30 protein-coding genes are annotated in these 17,532 nt (G+C 61.5%); 2 read left to right on the forward strand and 28 right to left on the reverse strand.

Annotated elements, in window-relative coordinates:
- Window positions 1–90: 90 nt before the first annotated feature.
- Window positions 91–750, forward strand: coding sequence for a hypothetical protein (locus EOB49_RS12705; RefSeq protein ID WP_127330904.1), 660 nt, complete (start codon window positions 91–93; stop codon window positions 748–750).
- A gap of 22 nt (window positions 751–772) precedes the next feature.
- Here EOB49_RS12705 and rplQ read toward each other — a convergent pair whose 3' ends face one another.
- The 28 genes from rplQ to tuf form a co-directional block, all read right to left on the reverse strand.
- Complete coding sequence (rplQ, locus tag EOB49_RS12710) at window positions 773–1,204, reverse strand: 50S ribosomal protein L17 (RefSeq protein ID WP_013531439.1); 432 nt, start codon at window positions 1,202–1,204, stop codon at window positions 773–775.
- 104 nt (window positions 1,205–1,308) lie between these two features.
- The gene (locus EOB49_RS12715; RefSeq protein WP_023812081.1) at window positions 1,309–2,319 is read right to left on the reverse strand and encodes a DNA-directed RNA polymerase subunit alpha; all 1,011 of its coding nucleotides are present in this window, start codon (window positions 2,317–2,319) and stop codon (window positions 1,309–1,311) included.
- A 102-nt stretch (window positions 2,320–2,421) separates the two neighbouring features.
- A complete protein-coding gene (gene rpsK, locus EOB49_RS12720) occupies window positions 2,422–2,811 on the reverse strand; it encodes a 30S ribosomal protein S11 (RefSeq protein WP_006205444.1) in 390 nt (129 codons plus the stop codon).
- 161 nt (window positions 2,812–2,972) lie between these two features.
- Window positions 2,973–3,341 carry a 30S ribosomal protein S13 gene (gene rpsM / locus EOB49_RS12725; RefSeq protein WP_013531437.1) on the reverse strand — a complete coding sequence of 123 codons (369 nt, stop codon included), beginning with the start codon at window positions 3,339–3,341 and terminating at the stop codon, window positions 2,973–2,975.
- Between the two features lie 210 nt (window positions 3,342–3,551).
- On the reverse strand, window positions 3,552–4,148 hold the full coding sequence (locus EOB49_RS12730; RefSeq protein WP_127321838.1) for an adenylate kinase: 597 nt from the start codon (window positions 4,146–4,148) through the stop codon (window positions 3,552–3,554).
- A complete protein-coding gene (gene secY / locus EOB49_RS12735; RefSeq protein ID WP_027038734.1) occupies window positions 4,145–5,485 on the reverse strand; it encodes a preprotein translocase subunit SecY in 1,341 nt (446 codons plus the stop codon). The genes EOB49_RS12730 and secY overlap by 4 nt, the downstream gene beginning before the upstream one ends.
- A gap of 192 nt (window positions 5,486–5,677) precedes the next feature.
- Complete coding sequence (gene rplO, locus EOB49_RS12740) at window positions 5,678–6,154, reverse strand: 50S ribosomal protein L15 (protein ID WP_013531434.1); 477 nt, start codon at window positions 6,152–6,154, stop codon at window positions 5,678–5,680.
- Window positions 6,155–6,176: 22 nt separating this feature from the next.
- The gene (gene rpmD, locus EOB49_RS12745) at window positions 6,177–6,374 is read right to left on the reverse strand and encodes a 50S ribosomal protein L30 (RefSeq protein WP_006205449.1); all 198 of its coding nucleotides are present in this window, start codon (window positions 6,372–6,374) and stop codon (window positions 6,177–6,179) included.
- A gap of 24 nt (window positions 6,375–6,398) precedes the next feature.
- Window positions 6,399–6,962, reverse strand: coding sequence for a 30S ribosomal protein S5 (gene rpsE / locus EOB49_RS12750; RefSeq protein WP_006333394.1), 564 nt, complete (start codon window positions 6,960–6,962; stop codon window positions 6,399–6,401).
- 148 nt (window positions 6,963–7,110) lie between these two features.
- On the reverse strand, window positions 7,111–7,470 hold the full coding sequence (gene rplR, locus EOB49_RS12755) for a 50S ribosomal protein L18 (protein WP_027038735.1): 360 nt from the start codon (window positions 7,468–7,470) through the stop codon (window positions 7,111–7,113).
- A 124-nt stretch (window positions 7,471–7,594) separates the two neighbouring features.
- Complete coding sequence (rplF, locus tag EOB49_RS12760) at window positions 7,595–8,128, reverse strand: 50S ribosomal protein L6 (RefSeq protein WP_013895694.1); 534 nt, start codon at window positions 8,126–8,128, stop codon at window positions 7,595–7,597.
- Between the two features lie 89 nt (window positions 8,129–8,217).
- A complete protein-coding gene (gene rpsH, locus EOB49_RS12765) occupies window positions 8,218–8,616 on the reverse strand; it encodes a 30S ribosomal protein S8 (RefSeq protein ID WP_013531431.1) in 399 nt (132 codons plus the stop codon).
- A 12-nt stretch (window positions 8,617–8,628) separates the two neighbouring features.
- Window positions 8,629–8,934: a 30S ribosomal protein S14 gene (rpsN, locus tag EOB49_RS12770; RefSeq protein ID WP_013895695.1), complete on the reverse strand. Its 306-nt coding sequence runs from the start codon at window positions 8,932–8,934 to the stop codon at window positions 8,629–8,631.
- A 27-nt stretch (window positions 8,935–8,961) separates the two neighbouring features.
- Window positions 8,962–9,540 carry a 50S ribosomal protein L5 gene (gene rplE, locus EOB49_RS12775; protein WP_127270613.1) on the reverse strand — a complete coding sequence of 193 codons (579 nt, stop codon included), beginning with the start codon at window positions 9,538–9,540 and terminating at the stop codon, window positions 8,962–8,964.
- Window positions 9,533–9,847 carry a 50S ribosomal protein L24 gene (gene rplX / locus EOB49_RS12780; RefSeq protein WP_013531428.1) on the reverse strand — a complete coding sequence of 105 codons (315 nt, stop codon included), beginning with the start codon at window positions 9,845–9,847 and terminating at the stop codon, window positions 9,533–9,535. Before rplX ends, rplE begins: the two co-directional genes overlap by 8 nt.
- A 12-nt stretch (window positions 9,848–9,859) precedes the next feature.
- Complete coding sequence (gene rplN / locus EOB49_RS12785) at window positions 9,860–10,228, reverse strand: 50S ribosomal protein L14 (RefSeq protein ID WP_006205457.1); 369 nt, start codon at window positions 10,226–10,228, stop codon at window positions 9,860–9,862.
- A gap of 83 nt (window positions 10,229–10,311) precedes the next feature.
- Complete coding sequence (gene rpsQ / locus EOB49_RS12790) at window positions 10,312–10,551, reverse strand: 30S ribosomal protein S17 (RefSeq protein WP_010909280.1); 240 nt, start codon at window positions 10,549–10,551, stop codon at window positions 10,312–10,314.
- Window positions 10,552–10,562: 11 nt separating this feature from the next.
- A complete protein-coding gene (rpmC, locus tag EOB49_RS12795; protein WP_006205459.1) occupies window positions 10,563–10,763 on the reverse strand; it encodes a 50S ribosomal protein L29 in 201 nt (66 codons plus the stop codon).
- Between the two features lie 13 nt (window positions 10,764–10,776).
- A complete protein-coding gene (gene rplP / locus EOB49_RS12800; RefSeq protein ID WP_013531427.1) occupies window positions 10,777–11,190 on the reverse strand; it encodes a 50S ribosomal protein L16 in 414 nt (137 codons plus the stop codon).
- Between the two features lie 27 nt (window positions 11,191–11,217).
- Window positions 11,218–11,943: a 30S ribosomal protein S3 gene (gene rpsC / locus EOB49_RS12805; protein WP_013531426.1), complete on the reverse strand. Its 726-nt coding sequence runs from the start codon at window positions 11,941–11,943 to the stop codon at window positions 11,218–11,220.
- Window positions 11,943–12,332, reverse strand: a complete 390-nt coding sequence (gene rplV, locus EOB49_RS12810) for a 50S ribosomal protein L22 (protein WP_006205462.1) — start codon at window positions 12,330–12,332, stop codon at window positions 11,943–11,945. The genes rpsC and rplV overlap by 1 nt, the downstream gene beginning before the upstream one ends.
- Window positions 12,333–12,334: 2 nt before the next feature.
- Entirely contained in the window at window positions 12,335–12,613 is a 279-nt protein-coding gene (rpsS, locus tag EOB49_RS12815; protein ID WP_006205463.1) for a 30S ribosomal protein S19, read from the reverse strand.
- 16 nt (window positions 12,614–12,629) lie between these two features.
- The gene (gene rplB / locus EOB49_RS12820; protein ID WP_024505067.1) at window positions 12,630–13,463 is read right to left on the reverse strand and encodes a 50S ribosomal protein L2; all 834 of its coding nucleotides are present in this window, start codon (window positions 13,461–13,463) and stop codon (window positions 12,630–12,632) included.
- A 22-nt stretch (window positions 13,464–13,485) separates the two neighbouring features.
- Entirely contained in the window at window positions 13,486–13,779 is a 294-nt protein-coding gene (locus EOB49_RS12825) for a 50S ribosomal protein L23 (protein ID WP_013531424.1), read from the reverse strand.
- Window positions 13,776–14,396: a 50S ribosomal protein L4 gene (gene rplD / locus EOB49_RS12830; RefSeq protein WP_013531423.1), complete on the reverse strand. Its 621-nt coding sequence runs from the start codon at window positions 14,394–14,396 to the stop codon at window positions 13,776–13,778. Before rplD ends, EOB49_RS12825 begins: the two co-directional genes overlap by 4 nt.
- On the reverse strand, window positions 14,396–15,124 hold the full coding sequence (rplC, locus tag EOB49_RS12835; RefSeq protein ID WP_013531422.1) for a 50S ribosomal protein L3: 729 nt from the start codon (window positions 15,122–15,124) through the stop codon (window positions 14,396–14,398). Before rplC ends, rplD begins: the two co-directional genes overlap by 1 nt.
- A gap of 61 nt (window positions 15,125–15,185) precedes the next feature.
- Window positions 15,186–15,494 (reverse strand): 30S ribosomal protein S10, encoded by a 309-nt coding sequence (gene rpsJ / locus EOB49_RS12840; protein ID WP_010909272.1) that lies wholly within the window; start codon window positions 15,492–15,494, stop codon window positions 15,186–15,188.
- 69 nt (window positions 15,495–15,563) lie between these two features.
- A complete protein-coding gene (gene tuf, locus EOB49_RS12845) occupies window positions 15,564–16,739 on the reverse strand; it encodes an elongation factor Tu (protein ID WP_013531404.1) in 1,176 nt (391 codons plus the stop codon).
- A gap of 312 nt (window positions 16,740–17,051) precedes the next feature.
- On the opposite strand from tuf, the gene EOB49_RS37575 reads away from it, so the two are divergent.
- A partial coding sequence (locus tag EOB49_RS37575; protein ID WP_245472672.1) for an EamA family transporter occupies window positions 17,052–17,532 on the forward strand: 481 nt, incomplete at its 3' end.

Here is a 17,532-nt window from a genome sequence, read left to right on the forward strand (position 1 = left end):
ACGATTGTGCAAAATGAAAGGCTAAGCCGCTGAAATCCGACTATTTTGGGCAGCAAAACAGCTACAGCTGACCTTGAAACCGAAAACCTCGTGGCCCTGATGAAAAAACAACTCCTGTCTTTCCGTGACTTTTTGAAGACCGGCAGCTTGGGGCCGATCTCCCCCGACATGACAATGGCCGAGATTGTCGAAGTGCTCGGCATGCCTGAGCATGTCGATCCAGATTACTGGACGTTCGGAAAGCTCGAAATTTCCTTTGATATCACGCCGCCTCGCCAGATGAACTGGTTTCAAATTGAGCAGGCCAGTTACCTCAAAGGCGATTTGGAGGCTCTCACCACTCGCTTTGCACTCTCTCTGGACGGGTTCAGCGGAAAGACAAAGCCATCAGAGTTCCTGGGTGCCGGCCTTTGGACTCCAGATCAGGCCAAGGTTTTCTACGCGGCATCCGGCCATGACATCGGGATGAACATCTGCGCCGGACCGATTCAGATACATTTTCATGTGGCTGCCGACTTCATCGGCAACCAAGATGCCGAAACCTATTTGAAGGCCTCCTCCCCGTCGCAAGCGATGGCGAAAATCGATTCTCGAGCCGTCCTCGACAGTATCTATTCATATCCTTACCCGAAGACTGAAGAGGTACCGGGTGCATTCGATTGGAAGCTGTTGAGCGGAAGCCAGTACCTGGCGCTGGCCGATGGACAGCAAACATCGGCAAACAAAAAAGGGGCCCGCAGGCCCCTTTGAACTCATTTGGGAAAACCGAGCCTTATGCGGCTGCGGCGTCCGCGTCAGCGCTTTCGGCTTCGATGCGAGCGCGGTCGCCGGCGCCTTTGGCCGAAACGTCGCGATCGACGAACTCGATGACGGCCATGGCGGCGTTGTCACCGTGACGGAAGCCCGCCTTCATGATGCGCAGATAGCCGCCATTGCGGTTGGCGTAGCGCGGCGCGATGGTGTCGAACAGACGCTTGACGACGCCTTCATTGCCGATCTGGGCAATGACCTGGCGGCGGGCATGCAGGTCGCCGCGCTTGCCGAGCGTCACCAGCTTCTCGACGATCGGACGCAGGTCCTTCGCCTTCGGCAAGGTCGTGACGATCTGCTCGTGCTCGAGCAGCGACACGGCGAGGTTGGCGAACATCGACTTGCGATGGCTAATGCTTCGGGCGAAGCGACGGCCTTTGAAACCGTGGCGCATGGCTCTTTTCCTTCTTCAGTTGTTCAAGAGGCCGCGGCCTCTGATGGTTTTCCGCATGACCGTCGGATCGAGCGGCCCACGCCGCCCATCCTTGGAATTCATGCTCAATATTGGTCTTCGTAACGCTTAGCGAGATCTTCGATGTTTTCCGGCGGCCAGTCCGGCACTTCCATGCCGAGGTGCAGGCCCATCGCCGCCAGGACTTCCTTGATCTCGTTCAGCGACTTGCGGCCGAAGTTCGGGGTGCGCAGCATCTCGGCTTCGGTCTTCTGGATCAGGTCGCCGATATAGACGATGTTGTCGTTCTTCAGGCAGTTGGCCGAACGCACCGAAAGCTCGAGTTCGTCGACCTTCTTGAGCAGCGCCGGGTTGAAGGCGAGCTCGGTGACGGCCTCGGCGGCGACTTCCTTCTGCGGCTCGTCGAAGTTGACGAACAGGCCGAGCTGGTCCTGCAGGATGCGGGCGGCGAAAGCCACCGCGTCCTCGCCGGTGATCGAACCGTCGGTGTCGATCGTCATGGTCAGCTTGTCATAGTCGAGAACCTGGCCCTCGCGGGTGTTCTCGACCTTGTAGGAGACCTTCTTGACCGGCGAATAAAGGCTGTCGACCGGGATCAAGCCGATCGGCGCGTCTTCGGCGCGGTTGCGGTCGGCCGGCACGTAACCCTTGCCGGTGTCGACGGTGAATTCCATGCGGATTTCAGCGCCTTCGTCCAGCGTGCAGATGACGTGGTCGGGGTTGAGGATCTCGACGTCGCCAACCGTCTGGATGTCGCCGGCAAGAACAGCACCCGGTCCCTGCTTGCGAACGACCATGCGCTTGGGACCATCGCCTTCCATGCGGATGGCGATTTCCTTGATATTCAAGACGATGTCGGTCACGTCCTCGCGCACGCCGGCGATGGACGAGAATTCATGCAGAACGCCGTCGATCTGCACGGCGGTAACAGCCGCACCGCGCAGCGAAGACAGAAGCACGCGGCGCAGCGCGTTGCCCAGCGTCAGGCCAAAGCCACGCTCGAGAGGCTCGGCGACCAGCGTGGTCAGCGTCTTCTTCTTCGACGAGAACTCGATCTTGTTCGGCTTGATCAGTTCCTGCCAATTTTTCTGGATCATGATGCTTTCCTTCCGTTGACCCGCCACCATCCAATCGTGGCGGGCGACCTGGAATGCCGCGGAGGAGCGCCCAAGGGCGCTCGCGCGGCGTTCGGTAAATGCTTAGACGCGACGCTTCTTGCGCGGGCGGCAGCCATTGTGCGGGATCGGCGTCACATCACGGATCGAGGTGATGGTGAAGCCGGCCGCCTGCAGGGCGCGCAATGCCGATTCACGACCGGAGCCGGGTCCGCAGACCTCGACTTCGAGCATGCGCATGCCGTGTTCCTGGGCCTTCTTGGCAACATCCTCGGCAGCCATCTGGGCAGCGAACGGGGTCGACTTGCGCGAACCCTTGAAGCCCTGGGCACCGGCCGACGACCAGGCAATCGAATTGCCCTGCGCGTCGGTGATGGTGATCATCGTGTTGTTGAAGGTCGAATTGACGTGGGCAACGCCCGACGAGATGTTCTTGCGTTCGCGACGGCGAACACGAGCGGCTTCCTTGGCCATGATAGTCCTTTCAGTTGATCTCTACACCGCCGTAATGCCAGCGGCTCCACCTTCGTAAGGGAGTAGGGGAATAGGGCAGTAAGGGAGTAGGGAAAAGTGCGACCCGACTGGCGGGCATTCCCTACTGCCTTACTCCCCTACTCCCTTATTCCCCTAAAAAATTACTTCTTCTTGCCGGCGATCGACTTGGCCGGGCCCTTGCGGGTGCGCGCATTGGTATGCGTGCGCTGGCCGCGGACCGGCAGCGAGCGGCGGTGACGCAGGCCGCGGTAGCAGCCGAGGTCCATGAGCCGCTTAATGTTCATCGAGACTTCGCGGCGCAGGTCGCCTTCAACCTGGTAATCGCGGTCGATGGTTTCGCGGATCTGCAGCACTTCCGCGTCGGTCAGCTGGTTGACGCGGCGCTCGGCCGGGATGCCGACCTTGTCGACGATCTCCTGGGCGAACCGCTTGCCAATGCCGTGAATGTACTGAAGCGCAATGACAACGCGCTTGTTGGTCGGAATGTTGACGCCGGCTATACGAGCCATGTTCTTCCCTTCTCCATGTGGGCCGGCCAATCCTCAAAAACGAGGCGGGCACGGCGCTGTCTTAAGTTGCCCCGCGTCCGGTGGAGGCCGGCCCATGCGGGAGTTTCCAGTTCAATGCGGCTGCCTTGCCCTTGCGGACAAGCAAAGCTCATGCCTGATAGGAAGACGGGCCGCCATACCGCAGCGAACCGCCTCCGTCAAGTGCAATCGTTAATTTCCCCGCACTGCGTCCTTGAGCACCGCTTCGATCTGTTCCGTCACGGCGTCGATATCGGCCATGCCGTCGACACTGCGGAGCTTGCCCTTGGCATAGTAGTAGCCAATCAGCGGCGACGTCTTCTTGTAGTATTCCCTCAGGCGCTCTTCGAACACGGTCGGGTTGTCGTCCTTGCGAACGGGAAGGCCGGCGGCCTGCGCCTCGTCGGCGCGCTTGACGATCCGGCCAACCAGGGCCTTGTCGTCGACCACGAGCTCAATGACGGCGTTGAGGGCCTGGGAGCGATCCAACAGCATCTGCTCGACCGCATCCGCCTGCACCAGGGTCCGCGGATAGCCGTCGAGGATGAACCCCTTGGCGCAGTCGGGCTGATCGATACGCTCGGCGACGATCGCGTTGACGATCGCATCGGACACCAGTTCACCGGCATCCATCACCGCCTTGGCGCGCTTGCCGACTTCGGTGCCTGCCTGGACGGCAGCACGCAGCATATCGCCCGTCGAGAGCTGGGGTATGCCGTGTTTTTCTACCAGTCTTTGTGCTTGCGTCCCCTTGCCCGCTCCTGGCGGCCCAAGCAATATCAACCTCATCTGGCTTTCTTCCCCCCGCGCAGCTTCGACTTCTTGATCAGGCCTTCATACTGGTGCGCGATCAGGTGGCCCTGAATCTGCGCAACCGTATCGAGCGTGACACTGACCACGATCAGAAGCGATGTGCCACCAAGGTAGAATGGTACGCCAGTCGCCGAGATCAGGAACTCCGGCAACAGGCACACCAGCACCAGATAGATGGCGCCGACGACGGTGATGCGGGTGAGAACGTAATCGATGTAATCGGCGGTGCGCTCGCCCGGACGATAGCCCGGGATGAAGCCCGAATGCTTCTTGAGCTGGTCGGCGGTGTCCTTCGGGTTGAAGACAATCGCAGTGTAGAAGAAGGCGAAGAACGCGATCATCGCCGCATAGAATGCCATGTAAAGCGGCTGGCCATGGCCGAGCGCGGCCAGGATGGTGCTGGCCCAGGCCGGCATGTTGGCCGTCTGCGAGAAGCCCGCGACGGTGGCCGGCAGCAACAGCAGCGACGACGCGAAGATCGGCGGAATGACACCCGACGTGTTGAGCTTCAGCGGCAGATGCGAGGTATCGCCCTGGAACATGCGGTTGCCGACCTGGCGCTTCGGGTACTGGATCAGCAAGCGGCGCTGGGCGCGCTCGAAGAACACGATGAGCGCGATGACGACGACGGCCAGCACGATGATCGCCAGGATCAGGCCGGTCGACAGCGCGCCGGTGCGACCAAGCTCCAGCGTGCCGGAGATGGCGTGCGGCAGGCCGGCGACGATGCCGGAGAAGATGATCAGCGAAATGCCGTTGCCGATGCCGCGCGCGGTAATCTGCTCGCCCAGCCACATCAGGAACATGGTGCCGCCGACCAGCGTGACGACGGTCGAGATGCGGAAGAACATGCCGGGATCGCTGACGATGCCGTTGCCGCCTTCCAGACCGACAGAAATGCCATAGGCCTGAACCAGCGCAAGCAGCACCGTGCCGTAGCGCGTGTATTGGTTGATGACCTTGCGGCCCTGTTCGCCTTCCTTCTTCAGCGCTTCCAGCGACGGGATGACCGAAGTCATCAGCTGCATGATGATGGAGGCGGAGATGTAAGGCATGATGCCGAGCGCAAAGATCGCCATGCGCTGCACGGCGCCGCCGGCGAACATGTTGAACATGCCAAGCACGCCCTTGCTCTGCGAAGAGAAGGCCTGGGCGAAGGCGTCGGGATTGATGCCGGGAAGCGGGATGTAGGTGCCGAGGCGATAGACGAGCAGCGCGCCGATCGTGAACCAGATTCGTTTCTTCAGGTCCTCCGCCTTGGCGAAGGCCGAGAAATTCAGATTCGAAGCTAATTGTTCAGCAGCCGAAGCCATGCCTGATTCTCCGCTTGGTAACGCTTGATGGCCCTGAGGTCAGGCGGCGCGTTTCACCGAAGCTCACGAGATAAGCTCCGGGCTCTAAACATGCAAGCGGCCGCGTTGACGCGGCCGCCTCGTCGAGCAGATCAAAGCGCAATCGTGAGCAAAAACGGATCCCACTCTTGCCGATCGCGCTTCAAATTGCCGTTACTCGGCAGCTGCCTTTTCCTGCGGCAGCTTGACCGAACCGCCGGCCTTTTCGATCTTTTCGATCGCGGCCTTGGAGGCGCCGGCGACGTCAAAGGCGAGCTTCGCCTTGATCTCGCCGTCCGAGAGGATGCGCACGCCGTCCTTGACGCGGCGGATGACGCCGGCGGCAACCAGCGATTCAGCCGTCACGGTCGCCTTGGCGTCGAGCTTCTTGGCGTCGATGGCCACCTGGATGCGGGCCAGCGACACAACGGTGAAGCTCTTGGCGAAGATGTTGTTGAAGCCACGCTTCGGCAGGCGCCGGTAGAGCGGCATCTGGCCGCCCTCGAAGCCGTTGATGGCGACGCCGGAGCGCGCCTTCTGGCCCTTGACGCCACGACCGCCGGTCTTGCCGGAGCCGGAGCCGATACCACGGCCGAGACGCTTCTTGGAGTGCGTCGCGCCGTCCTTGTCACGCAGATCGTTGAGTTTCATCTGAGTTCTCCTGCGCTCTGGCTCAGCCCTCGTCCACGACGCGGACGAGATGCTGGACGGCAGCGATCATGCCGCGCACGGAGGGCGTATCTTCCAGCGTGCGCTGCTTGTGCATCTTGTTGAGGCCGAGGCCGACCAGCGTCGCGCGCTGTTCCTTCGGACGGCGGATCGGCGAACCGATCTGCTCAACGGTGATGGTCTTGGTTGCTTTCTTGGCCATGGTCAAAATCCCTGGTCAGATCGACTATTCTTCAGCCGCAACGGCGGTGCCGCGGCGGGCCTGAAGGGTCGAATACTTGATGCCGCGAGCAGCAGCCACATCCTTGGGATGCATCTGGCTCTTCAGCGCGTCGAAGGTGGCGCGAACCATGTTGTAGGGGTTCGACGAACCCATCGACTTGGCGACCACGTCATGCATGCCGAGCGTCTCGAAGACAGCGCGCATCGGGCCACCGGCGATGATGCCGGTACCTTGCTTGGCGGCGCGCAGCAGCACGCGTCCAGCACCCCAGCGTCCTTCGACGTCGTGATGCAGCGTACGGCCCGAGCGCAGCGGCACGAAGATCATGTCGCGCTTGGCCGATTCAGTTGCCTTGCGGATGGCTTCCGGCACTTCGCGCGCCTTGCCGTGACCAAAGCCGACGCGGCCCTTCTGGTCGCCGACGACGACGAGTGCTGCAAAACCGAAGCGACGGCCGCCCTTGACGACCTTGGCGACGCGGTTGATGTGGACGAGCTTGTCCACCATGCCGTCATCGCGTTCTTCACGATCGCGGCCGCGGCCGCCATCCCTACGTTCCTGTGCCATATCCTGTTCCTTGTTTTTTTCCGGAAGCACGGTTGCTGATAAGATCCGGTGCCTCGCCCCGAATAAATCGGGAAACGGTCACCGGGGGCGAAATCAATTCCTTCGCATAATCCCTATCCGAAAAGTCTGCAACTTTTCGGGACTATGCTTAGAAGCTCAAGCCGCCTTCGCGGGCAGCCTCGGCGAGCGCCTTGACGCGGCCGTGATAGATGTAGGCACCGCGGTCGAAAACGACTTCCTTGACGCCGGCCTTGGTGGCGCGCTCGGCGATCAACTTGCCGATCGCGGCGGCGGCGGCGGTGTCGGCGCCGGTCTTGAGCGAACCCTTGAGGTCCTTCTCGAGCGTCGAAGCGGCAGCGATGGTGTGGCCCTTGGCGTCGTCGATGACCTGCACGTAGATGTTCTTCGACGTGCGGTGGACCGACAGACGCGGACGCTCGCCGGCGACCTTCTTGATCTGACGACGGACGCGCTGCGCGCGGCGCTGCGTGGATTCCTTGGTACCCATGATGGTCTTCCTTGCCTTCAAAAAACGGGGGCCGCCATATGCGGTAGGCGAAAGCGCCTCCCGCGACCGCTCCCCGCGGCGTTACACTTCTTGGCTTGGCCTCAACTTCTCGAGGCCAGGCCCGCTACTTCTTCTTGCCTTCCTTGCGGACGATCTTCTCGCCGGCATAGCGGACGCCCTTGCCCTTGTAGGGCTCGGGACCGCGATACTCGCGGATCTCGGCCGCAACCTGGCCGACTTGCTGCTTGTCGATGCCGGCCACGGTGATTTCGGTCGGCTTCGGCACGGTGATGGTGATGCCGGCCGGCGTCTCATAGACGACGTCATGGCTGAAGCCAAGCGCCAGCTGCAGGTTCTTGCCCTGAAGTGCCGCGCGATAGCCGACGCCGGTGATCTCGAGCTTCTTCTCGAAACCGTCCTTGACGCCCTGCAGGATGTTGACGATCTGCGTGCGCGACATGCCCCACTTGGAGCGGGCGGTCTTGGTCTGGTCGCGCGGCTGGACAGCGATCTCGCTGCCTTCCATCTTGACCAGCACTTCGTCGTTCACCACGAACTTCAGCTCACCCTTGGGGCCCTTCGCCGTCACGGTCTGGCCGTTGACGGTCGCGGTCACGCCCTGCGGCAGCGAAACGGGTTTCTTTCCAATACGAGACATTTTGTTGTCCTCGTCACTTCTCTTGTTTCAGGTCTCTGTCTTCGGGAACGATCCGAAGACCGGATTCCACTTTGCGGTCAACTGCCAGATCAGAAGATCTGGCAGAGGATCTCACCGCCGACGTTCTGTTCACGTGCTTCATGGTCGGCCATCACGCCCTTCGGTGTCGAAAGGATGGCGATGCCGAGGCCGTTGGCGACCTGCGGAATCGACTTGGCCGAAACATAGACGCGGCGGCCTGGCTTCGAAACGCGGGCGATTTCGCGCACGACCGGCGCGCCGTCGAAATACTTCAGCTCGATCTCGATTTCGGACTTGCCGTTGTCGAAGTCGGTCTGGCTGTAATCGCGGATATAGCCTTCAGCCTTCAGCACGTCGAGGACGCGGGTGCGCAGACGCGAAGCCGGCGTCGAAACGCTCGACTTCTTGCGGCCGTACGCGTTGCGGATGCGGGTCAGCATATCGCCGAGAGGATCGCTCAATGACATGTTATGTCCTCCTTACCAGCTCGACTTGACCAGGCCCGGGATCTGGCCGTTATTGCCGAGATCACGAAGCGCGATGCGCGATACTTTGAGCTTGCGATAGTAGGCGCGCGGACGGCCGGTGACTTCGCAGCGGTTGCGGATGCGGATCTTGGCCGAGTTGCGCGGCATGGCGGCAAGCTTGAGCTGAGCGCGGAAACGCTCTTCCATCGGCTTGGACTGATCCATGATGATCGCCTTCAGGGCAGCGCGCTTGGGACCGTACTGGTCGGCAAGCTTGCGGCGCCTGTTGTTCTTCTCGACTGAGCTGGTCTTTGCCATTTCAGATTTTTCCTTTTCTCGCTGCCGTTACTGGCGGAAGGGGAAGTTGAAAGCCTTGAGCAATGCCCTGGCTTCGTCATCCGTCTTCGCAGTCGTGCAAACGATGACGTCCATGCCCCAGATCTGATCAACCTTGTCGTAGTTGATCTCCGGGAACACGATGTGTTCCTTGATGCCCATGGCGTAGTTGCCACGGCCATCGAAGCTCTTCGGATTGAGCCCGCGGAAGTCGCGGACGCGTGGCAGTGCGATGTTCACGAGACGGTCGAGGAACTCGTACATACGTTCCTTGCGCAGCGTGACCTTAGCGCCGATCGGCATCTTCTCGCGGACCTTGAAGCCGGCGATCGAGTTGCGGGCGCGGGTGACGACGGCCTTCTGGCCGGCGATCATCGCCAGGTCTTCGGCCGCGATCGAAGGCTTCTTCGAATCGGCGGTCGCTTCGCCAACGCCCATGTTCAGCACGATCTTGTCGATGCGCGGAACCTGCATCTCGTTGTCGTAGCCGAACTGTTCCTGCAACGCCTTGCGGATGGTCTCGTTGTAGACCTGCTTGAGGCGCGGCGTGTTGTTCGCGGTCGCCTGCTTGGATTGAGCCTTAGCCATTGATGACTTCTCCCGAGCGCTTGGCGACGCGCACCTTCTTGCCGTCCTTCTGGAAGATGAAACCGACACGGGTCGGCTTGCCATCCTTGGGGTCGGCCAGCGCGATGTTCGACAGCTGGATCGGCGCTTCCTTGGTAATGATCCCGCCCTCTTGGGACTGGGACTGCTTCTGGTGACGACGGATCATGTTGACGCCGCGCACCAGCGCGGTGTCTTCCTTCGGCTGCACCGAGAGGACTTCGCCCGAACGGCCCTTGTCCTTGCCGGCCAGCACGACGACCTTGTCGCCTTTTCTAATCTTTTGCATTGGTCCGGCTCCTTACAGCACTTCAGGCGCGAGCGAGATGATCTTCATGTGGTTCTTGGCGCGGAGTTCGCGCGGAACCGGTCCGAAGATACGCGTGCCGATCGGCTCTTTCTTGTTGTCGACGAGAACGGCCGCGTTCTTGTCGAAACGGATCACGCTGCCGTCCGGGCGGCGGATGTCCTTGGCCGTGCGAACCACGACCGCCTTCATCACATCGCCCTTCTTTACGCGGCCGCGCGGAATGGCTTCCTTGATCGACACCACGATGATGTCGCCCACGGAAGCGTATTTCCGCTTCGAGCCGCCCAGCACCTTGATGCACATGACACGACGGGCGCCTGAATTATCCGCGACGTCGAGGTTTGTTTGCATCTGAATCATGACTGGCCGCCTTCTTCTCTTCTAACGGGATGGGCTCAAAGCCCCTCCCCGGTCTGTCCAAAATTCGTTGTTTACGCCCGAGGTCAGGCTTGGTCCGAAGACACGACGATCCAGCGCTTGTCCTTGGAAATCGGCTTCGATTCCTGGATGAACACCTGATCGCCAACCTTGTGGGCGTTGTTCTCGTCGTGCGCCTTGTACTTCTTGGTCATGCGCACGGTCTTCTTCATCACGGGATGCGTGAAGCGCCGTTCGACCTTGACGACAACCGTCTTCTCGTTCTTGTCGCTGACGACGGTGCCCTGCAGAATGCGCTTTGGCATGGTTTTCGTCCTTAAGCCTTCTTAGCCGCGGACTTTTCCGCAGCGATGGTCTTGATACGCGCAATATCCTTACGGACCTGTCTCACGCGCGCGGTCTTCTCGAGCTGGCCGGTGGCCTTCTGGAAGCGCAGGTTGAACTGCTCCTTCTTCAGGCTGGCCAGGTCGTCGGTCAGCTGGTCCTGGGTCTTGGTCCGGATGTCTTCGGCTTTCATGATCAGCCCGTCCTTATTCTGCGATGCGCTGCACGAAGCGCGTCTTGACCGAGAGCTTGGCCGCGCCGAGACGCAGTGCCTCACGGGCGGTTTCTTCATTGACGCCGTCGATCTCGAACATGATACGGCCCGGCTTGACGCGCGCCGCCCAGTAGTCGACCGCACCCTTGCCCTTACCCATGCGGACTTCGGTCGGCTTCGAAGTGACCGGCACGTCCGGGAAAATACGGATCCAGACGCGACCAGCGCGCTTCATTTCACGCGTGATCGCGCGGCGGGCCGCCTCGATCTCACGTGCGGTGACGCGGTTCGGCTCAAGCGCCTTCAGCCCGAAACCACCGAAATCCAGGTTGGTGCCGCCCTTTGCGGTACCATGGATACGGCCCTTGAACTGCTTGCGGAACTTTGTGCGCTTTGGCTGCAGCATCGTTCTAACTCCAAATTCCTAAATGTCTCAGGCGTTTTCGCGACGACGACCGCGTTCGCGATCACCACCACCGCCATGCGCTGCATCGCTTTCGCTGGCCCGACGCTCCGAAGCCATCGGGTCATGCTCAAGGATTTCGCCCTTGAACACCCAGACCTTGACGCCGCAGATGCCATAAGCCGTGTGCGCTTCGGCCGTACCGTAGTCGACGTCCGCACGCAGCGTATGCAGCGGCACGCGGCCTTCGCGATACCATTCCATGCGCGCGATCTCGGCGCCGCCGAGGCGGCCGGCGCAGTTGATGCGGATGCCTTCGGCCCCGAGGCGCATCGCCGACTGAACGGCACGCTTCATGGCGCGGCGGAACGCGATACGACGCTCGAGCTGCTGGGCGATCGACTGGGCGACCAGGGTCGCGTCGATTTCCGGCTTGCGCACTTCAACGATGTTGAGGTGCGTCTCGGACTTCGTCATCTCCATCAGCTTCTTGCGAAGCTTCTCGATGTCGGCGCCCTTCTTGCCGATGATCAGACCCGGGCGCGCGGCGTGGATGGTGACGCGGCACTTCTTGTGCGGACGCTCGATCACGACCTTCGAGATGGCAGCCTGCTTGAGCTCCTTCTCGAGATACTTGCGGATCTTGATGTCCTCATGCAGCAGCTTGCCGTACTCGCCGGTGTTCGCGAACCAGCGCGAATCCCAGGTGCGGTTGATGCCGAGGCGAAGGCCGATCGGATTGACTTTCTGGCCCATTATGCGGCCTCCCCTTTTTCTTCGACTTCACGAACGACGATCGTGAGGTGCGAGAACGGCTTCTCGATACGGCTGGCGCGACCGCGGCCACGGGCATGGAACCGCTTCATGACGATCGACTTGCCGACATAGGCTTCCGCCACGATCAGTGCATCGACATCCAGGTCGTGGTTGTTTTCCGCGTTGGCGATTGCCGATTCCAGCGTCTTCTTGACCGTGCCGGAAATCCGCTTGGCCGAGAATTCGAGATCGGAAAGCGCTGTCGCGACCTTCTTGCCGCGGATCAGCGCGGCAACGAGGTTCAGCTTCTGCGGGCTGATACGGATCGTGCGCAATACGGCGCGCGCTTCGTTATCAGCAAGCCTGCGCGGAGCTTTGGCCTTGCCCATGATTATTTCCTCTTCGCCTTCTTATCCGCGCCGTGACCGTAATAGGTCCGGGTCGGAGCGAATTCACCGAACTTGTGACCGACCATGTCCTCGTTCACCGAGACGGGAACATGCTTCTGGCCGTTGTAGACACCGAAGGTGAAGCCGACGAACTGCGGCAGGATGGTGGAGCGACGGCTCCACATCTTGATCACCTCATTGCGACCACCTTCACGAACCTTGTCCACCTTCTTGAGAAGGTAGCCGTCAATGAAGGGGCCTTTCCAAATCGAACGAGTCACTTGGCGTTACCTCTTCTTAGCTCTTGCGCTGATGGCGCGAGCGCAGGATGAACTTGTCGGTCGCCTTGTTGGACCGCGTCTTCTTGCCCTTGGTCGGCTTGCCCCAGGGCGAAACCGGATGGCGGCCACCCGATGTGCGGCCTTCGCCGCCGCCGTGCGGATGGTCGACCGGGTTCATGGTCACGCCGCGATTGTGCGGGCGCTTGCCACGCCAGACCGTGCGACCGGCCTTGCCGTCATTGATGTTGCCGTGGTCCGGATTGGACACGGCGCCGACAGTGGCCATGCAGGAGCCGTGAACGACACGCTGCTCGCCCGAATTGAGGCGCAGGATCGCCATGCCCTGGTCACGACCGACCAGCTGACCGTAACCACCTGCCGAACGGGCGACCTGAGCGCCCTTGCCCGGCTTCAGCTCGATGTTGTGGACGATGGTGCCGACCGGCATCGAAGCCAGCGGCATCGCATTGCCCGGCTTCACATCGACCGATTCACCGGAGACGATCTTGTCGCCGGGAGCCAGACGCTGCGGAGCGATGATGTAGGACAGCTCGCCATCGTCATACTTGATCAGCGCGATGAAGGCGGTGCGGTTCGGATCGTATTCAATGCGCTCGACCGTGCCGACGACGTCGAACTTGCGGCGCTTGAAGTCGATGATGCGGTACGAACGCTTGTGACCACCGCCGATGAAGCGGGCGGTGATGCGACCGTGATTGTTGCGGCCGCCCGACTTGGTCAGGCCTTCGGTCAGACCCTTGACGGGCTTGCCCTTGTAAAGACCCGAGCGGTCGACGATGACCAGCTGACGGGTGCTGGGCGTTACCGGGTTGAATTTTTTCAGTGCCATTGTTCTGTCCTCGCGGCCTTGCTCAGAGACCCGTCGCGACGTCGATCGACTGACCATCGGCCAGCGTCACAACCGCCTTCTTGACGTCGCTCTGGCGGCCAACCGTGCCACGGAAGCGCTTGATCTTGCCCTTGCGGACAAGCGTGTTCACGGCCATCACCTTGACGCCGAACAGCGCTTCGACGGCGGCCTTGATTTCCGGCTTCGACGCCTTCTTGGCGACGTTGAAGACGACCTTGTTCTGCTCGGAGGCCATGGTCGACTTTTCGGTGATCGCCGGCGAGACGATCACGTCGTAATGACGAAGGTCGGTCATTTAAAACGCTCCTCGAGAGCCTCGACGGCGGCCTTCGAAAGGACCAGCGTGCCGCGGCGCAGAATGTCGTAGACGTTGATGCCCTGGATGGGCAGCACGTCGATGTTGGGGATGTTCGTCGCCGCCAGCTTGAAGTTCTTGTCAAGCTCGGCGCCGCCGATCAGCAAAGCGTTGGTCAGGCCCAGCGTCGCGAAATTCGCGATCAGCGCCTTCGTCTTGGCCTCGGTCAGCTTCAGCTCGTCGATGATGATGATCGACGCGCTCTTGGCCTTGGCCGAGAGAGCATGCTTGAGGCCGAGAGCACGAACCTTCTTCGGCAGTTCGTGCTCGTGGCTGCGAACGACCGGGCCGTGGGCCTTGCCGCCGCCGCGGAACTGCGGAGCGCGTGCCGAATGGTGACGGGCGCGGCCCGTACCCTTCTGCTTGTACATCTTGGCGCCGGTGCGCGCGATCTCGGCGCGACCCTTGGTCTTGTGCGTGCCCTGCTGCTTCTTGGCAAGCTGCCAGCGCACGACGCGCTGCAGGATGTCTTCGCGCGGATCAAGGCCGAAAATCTCGTCGGAGAGTTCCACCTTGCCGGCGTCCTTGCCGCCCAGCGTTGTGATCTTGAGATCCATTATTCCGCTCCCTCTGTGGCCGGAGCCTCGTTCTTGGCGCCACTTTCGGCAGCAACGGCGCGGATCGCGGCAGGCTTCGGCGCATTGGCCGGCAGTGCCACCTTGGCCGCATCGCGGACCAGGATCCAGGCGCCCTTCGATCCGGGAACCGCACCGCGGATCAGGATCAGGCCGCGGTCGGCGTCGGTCGATACGATCTCGACATTCTGCGTGGTGACGCGGGTGTCGCCCATGTGGCCAGCCATATGCTTGCCCTTGAACACCTTGCCCGGGTCCTGACGCTGGCCGGTCGAACCGTGCGTACGGTGCGAAACCGAGTTACCGTGCGTTGCACGGCCACCGCCCATGTGGTGGCGCTTGATGACGCCCTGAAAGCCCTTGCCGATCGTCGTGCCCGTCACATCGACCTTCTGGCCGGCGACGAAGTGCTCGACAGTGATCTCGGCGCCGACATCGATCATGTTGTCGGCGGAGACGCGGAACTCGGCGACCTTCGCCTTCGGCTCGACGGAAGCGGTCGCGAAATGGCCGCGCATCGCCTTCGACGTGTTCTTCACCTTGGCAAGGCCAACGCCGAGCTGAACGGCGGTGTAGCCATTCTTCTCTTGCGTGCGCTGGGCCACGACCTGGCAGTTCTCCATCAGGAGAACGGTGACGGGAACATGTTCCCCGGCATCGTTGTAGATGCGGGTCATTCCCACCTTCTTTGCAATCACACCTGAACGCATCGGTTCAATTCCTTTAGAGTTCCGGGCCAGGGGCACCGCCCCTTACCGCGCTCTCATTCCCTTAGAGCTTGATCTCGACGTCGACGCCGGCGGCCAGATCGAGCTTCATCAAAGCATCGACCGTCTGCGGGGTCGGATCGACGATGTCGAGCAGACGCTTGTGCGTGCGCATCTCGAACTGCTCGCGGCTCTTCTTGTCGACGTGAGGCGACCGGTTGACCGTGAACTTTTCGATCCGCGTCGGCAGCGGAATGGGGCCGCGGACGTTTGCGCCGGTACGCTTGGCCGTCGACACGATTTCCTTCGTCGAGGCGTCGAGCACGCGGTGGTCAAACGCCTTAAGGCGGATGCGGATATTCTGTCCGTTCATGCGTCACTTCCTTGTTCTGGCGCGGCGCGGGCAACTCCCGCGCCCGCGACAGATCGGTTTAAGTCCAAATTACTCTTTGATGGTGACGACGATGCCGGCACCGACGGTGCGGCCGCCTTCACGGATGGCGAAGCGCAGCTTCTCTTCCATGGCGATCGGCACGATCAGCTCGACATCGACCGTGATGTTGTCGCCCGGCATCACCATTTCGGTGCCTTCCGGCAGCGACACGATGCCGGTCACGTCGGTCGTGCGGAAATAGAACTGCGGACGGTAGTTGGTGAAGAACGGCGTGTGACGGCCACCTTCGTCCTTGGTCAGGATGTAGGCTTCGGCCACGAACTTCTTGTGCGGCTTCACCGTACCGGGCTTGGCCAGAACCTGGCCGCGCTCGACACCTTCACGATCAACGCCGCGCAGCAGCGCGCCGATGTTGTCGCCGGCCTGGCCCTGATCGAGCAGCTTGCGGAACATCTCGACGCCCGTGCAGGTCGTCTTGGTCGTCGGACGGATGCCGATGATCTCCAGCTCCTCGCCGACCTTGACCACGCCGCGCTCGACGCGGCCGGTCACGACCGTGCCGCGGCCCGAGATCGAGAACACGTCTTCGATCGGCATCAGGAACGGCTTGTCGAGCGGACGAACCGGCGTCGGGATGTAGGCATCGACCGCAGCCATCAGCTCGCGGATCGCGTCTTCACCGATCTTCTTGTCCGAATCTTCCAGAGCAGCCAGCGCCGAACCCTTGACGATCGGAATGTCGTCGCCGGGGAACTCGTTCTTGGTCAGAAGCTCGCGAACCTCGAGCTCGACCAGTTCGAGCAACTCGGCGTCGTCGACCTGGTCGACCTTGTTGAGGAACACCACGATCGACGGCACGCCGACCTGACGGGCCAGCAGGATGTGCTCGCGGGTCTGCGGCATCGGGCCGTCGGCAGCCGACACGACCAGGATCGCGCCGTCCATCTGCGCGGCACCGGTGATCATGTTCTTCACATAGTCGGCGTGGCCGGGGCAGTCGACGTGAGCGTAGTGCCGGTTGGCCGTCTCATATTCGACATGCGCCGTCGAGATCGTGATGCCGCGCGCCTTTTCTTCAGGGGCAGCGTCGATCTGGTCGTAGCGCTTGTATTCGCCAAAATACTTGGTGATCGCCGCCGTAAGCGACGTCTTGCCATGGTCGACGTGGCCAATCGTGCCGATGTTCACGTGAGGCTTGTTACGCTCGAATTTACCTTTTGCCATTGTCTCTTTCCTTGGACGGCCCGGATCTTCAGTTCGGTCGAAGACCTTCAGTTCAGTCGAATGCGGGGCGATTAGCGACAAAGGCCAAAAAACACAAGCGTCTTTTGGCCGGGTGCCGTCTCACTCAGTCCGAACCATCGATCCGATTGCGGGATATGACGCTGATATAGGAAGGCTCCGGGCAAAATGAAATGGGCAGCGCGCCGGCCGATCGAGGCCGCGACAGCGCTGACGTGCGTGCCCGGCCCTGTCTGAATCATGGCCAGGCCATGGACCATTGCCGCCACCACCCGCCTCTGATCTTGTGGCCGGATGCATTTCATCCCTGCCTCTATCCGCGGCCCGCTGTTCATGATCGTCTCGACGGGGTCGTATCTCGTCAACGACACGATGATGAAACTCGCGACGGCTGGCCTGCCGTCTTACGAAGTGCTGTTTCTGCGCGGTGCCGCGGCAGCGCTCTGGGGCTTCCCGCTGTTGTTCGCGCTGGGCTACGGCAAGCAGATCCCGCTGATCTTCGACAAGCGCGTCCTGAGCCGGAACATGCTCGAACTGGCGGCGATCCTTTGCTATGTGGTCGCGCTCGCCAACATGCAGATCGCCGATTCCACCGCGCTCGGCCAGATCACGCCGCTCTTGATGTTGGTCGGCTCCTCGATCCTGTTTGGCGAGCGGATCGGCGGCCGGCGCATGGCGCTGATCGGACTCGGCTTCGTCGGCGCGCTGATGGTGGCGCAGCCGACCATGCAAGGCATTTCGGTCTACGCCTTGCTGGCGCTCGGCAATGCCACAT

Origin of the sequence: Mesorhizobium sp. M7A.F.Ca.MR.148.00.0.0, from assembly GCF_003997735.1 — a bacterium.
GTDB lineage: Bacteria > Pseudomonadota > Alphaproteobacteria > Rhizobiales > Rhizobiaceae > Mesorhizobium.

Coding starts and splice junctions, on each gene's coding strand:
- rpmC (WP_006205459.1), bottom strand. CDS start 10,763: ATGAAAGCCGAAGACATCCGGACCAAGACCCAGGACCAGCTGACCGAC.
- EOB49_RS12730 (WP_127321838.1), bottom strand. CDS start 4,148: ATGAGGTTGATATTGCTTGGGCCGCCAGGAGCGGGCAAGGGGACGCAA.
- rplE (WP_127270613.1), bottom strand. CDS start 9,540: ATGGCTAAGGCTCAATCCAAGCAGGCGACCGCGAACAACACGCCGCGC.
- rpsH (WP_013531431.1), bottom strand. CDS start 8,616: ATGTCATTGAGCGATCCTCTCGGCGATATGCTGACCCGCATCCGCAAC.
- rpsK (WP_006205444.1), bottom strand. CDS start 2,811: ATGGCCAAGGAAGCCGCTCGTGTTCGCCGTCGCGAACGCAAGAACATC.
- rplF (WP_013895694.1), bottom strand. CDS start 8,128: ATGTCTCGTATTGGAAAGAAACCCGTTTCGCTGCCGCAGGGCGTGACC.
- tuf (WP_013531404.1), bottom strand. CDS start 16,739: ATGGCAAAAGGTAAATTCGAGCGTAACAAGCCTCACGTGAACATCGGC.
- rpsC (WP_013531426.1), bottom strand. CDS start 11,943: ATGGGCCAGAAAGTCAATCCGATCGGCCTTCGCCTCGGCATCAACCGC.
- rplO (WP_013531434.1), bottom strand. CDS start 6,154: ATGAAACTCAACGATCTGCGTGACAAGGACGGCGCGACGCACTCCAAG.
- rplC (WP_013531422.1), bottom strand. CDS start 15,124: ATGCGTTCAGGTGTGATTGCAAAGAAGGTGGGAATGACCCGCATCTAC.
- rplR (WP_027038735.1), bottom strand. CDS start 7,470: ATGGGTACCAAGGAATCCACGCAGCGCCGCGCGCAGCGCGTCCGTCGT.
- secY (WP_027038734.1), bottom strand. CDS start 5,485: ATGGCTTCGGCTGCTGAACAATTAGCTTCGAATCTGAATTTCTCGGCC.
- rpsJ (WP_010909272.1), bottom strand. CDS start 15,494: ATGAACGGACAGAATATCCGCATCCGCCTTAAGGCGTTTGACCACCGC.
- rplN (WP_006205457.1), bottom strand. CDS start 10,228: ATGATTCAGATGCAAACAAACCTCGACGTCGCGGATAATTCAGGCGCC.
- rpsN (WP_013895695.1), bottom strand. CDS start 8,934: ATGGCAAAGACCAGCTCAGTCGAGAAGAACAACAGGCGCCGCAAGCTT.
- EOB49_RS12825 (WP_013531424.1), bottom strand. CDS start 13,779: ATGACCGACCTTCGTCATTACGACGTGATCGTCTCGCCGGCGATCACC.
- rpsE (WP_006333394.1), bottom strand. CDS start 6,962: ATGGCACAGGAACGTAGGGATGGCGGCCGCGGCCGCGATCGTGAAGAA.
- EOB49_RS12715 (WP_023812081.1), bottom strand. CDS start 2,319: ATGATCCAGAAAAATTGGCAGGAACTGATCAAGCCGAACAAGATCGAG.
- rplB (WP_024505067.1), bottom strand. CDS start 13,463: ATGGCACTGAAAAAATTCAACCCGGTAACGCCCAGCACCCGTCAGCTG.
- rplQ (WP_013531439.1), bottom strand. CDS start 1,204: ATGCGCCACGGTTTCAAAGGCCGTCGCTTCGCCCGAAGCATTAGCCAT.
- rplX (WP_013531428.1), bottom strand. CDS start 9,847: ATGCAAAAGATTAGAAAAGGCGACAAGGTCGTCGTGCTGGCCGGCAAG.
- rpmD (WP_006205449.1), bottom strand. CDS start 6,374: ATGGCCAAGAAAGCAACCAAGACCATCACCGTTGAGCAGATCGGTTCG.
- rplD (WP_013531423.1), bottom strand. CDS start 14,396: ATGGATCTCAAGATCACAACGCTGGGCGGCAAGGACGCCGGCAAGGTG.
- rpsM (WP_013531437.1), bottom strand. CDS start 3,341: ATGGCTCGTATAGCCGGCGTCAACATTCCGACCAACAAGCGCGTTGTC.
- rplV (WP_006205462.1), bottom strand. CDS start 12,332: ATGGGCAAGGCCAAAGCTCCGCGCAGGCTTGCTGATAACGAAGCGCGC.
- rpsQ (WP_010909280.1), bottom strand. CDS start 10,551: ATGCCAAAGCGCATTCTGCAGGGCACCGTCGTCAGCGACAAGAACGAG.
- rplP (WP_013531427.1), bottom strand. CDS start 11,190: ATGCTGCAGCCAAAGCGCACAAAGTTCCGCAAGCAGTTCAAGGGCCGT.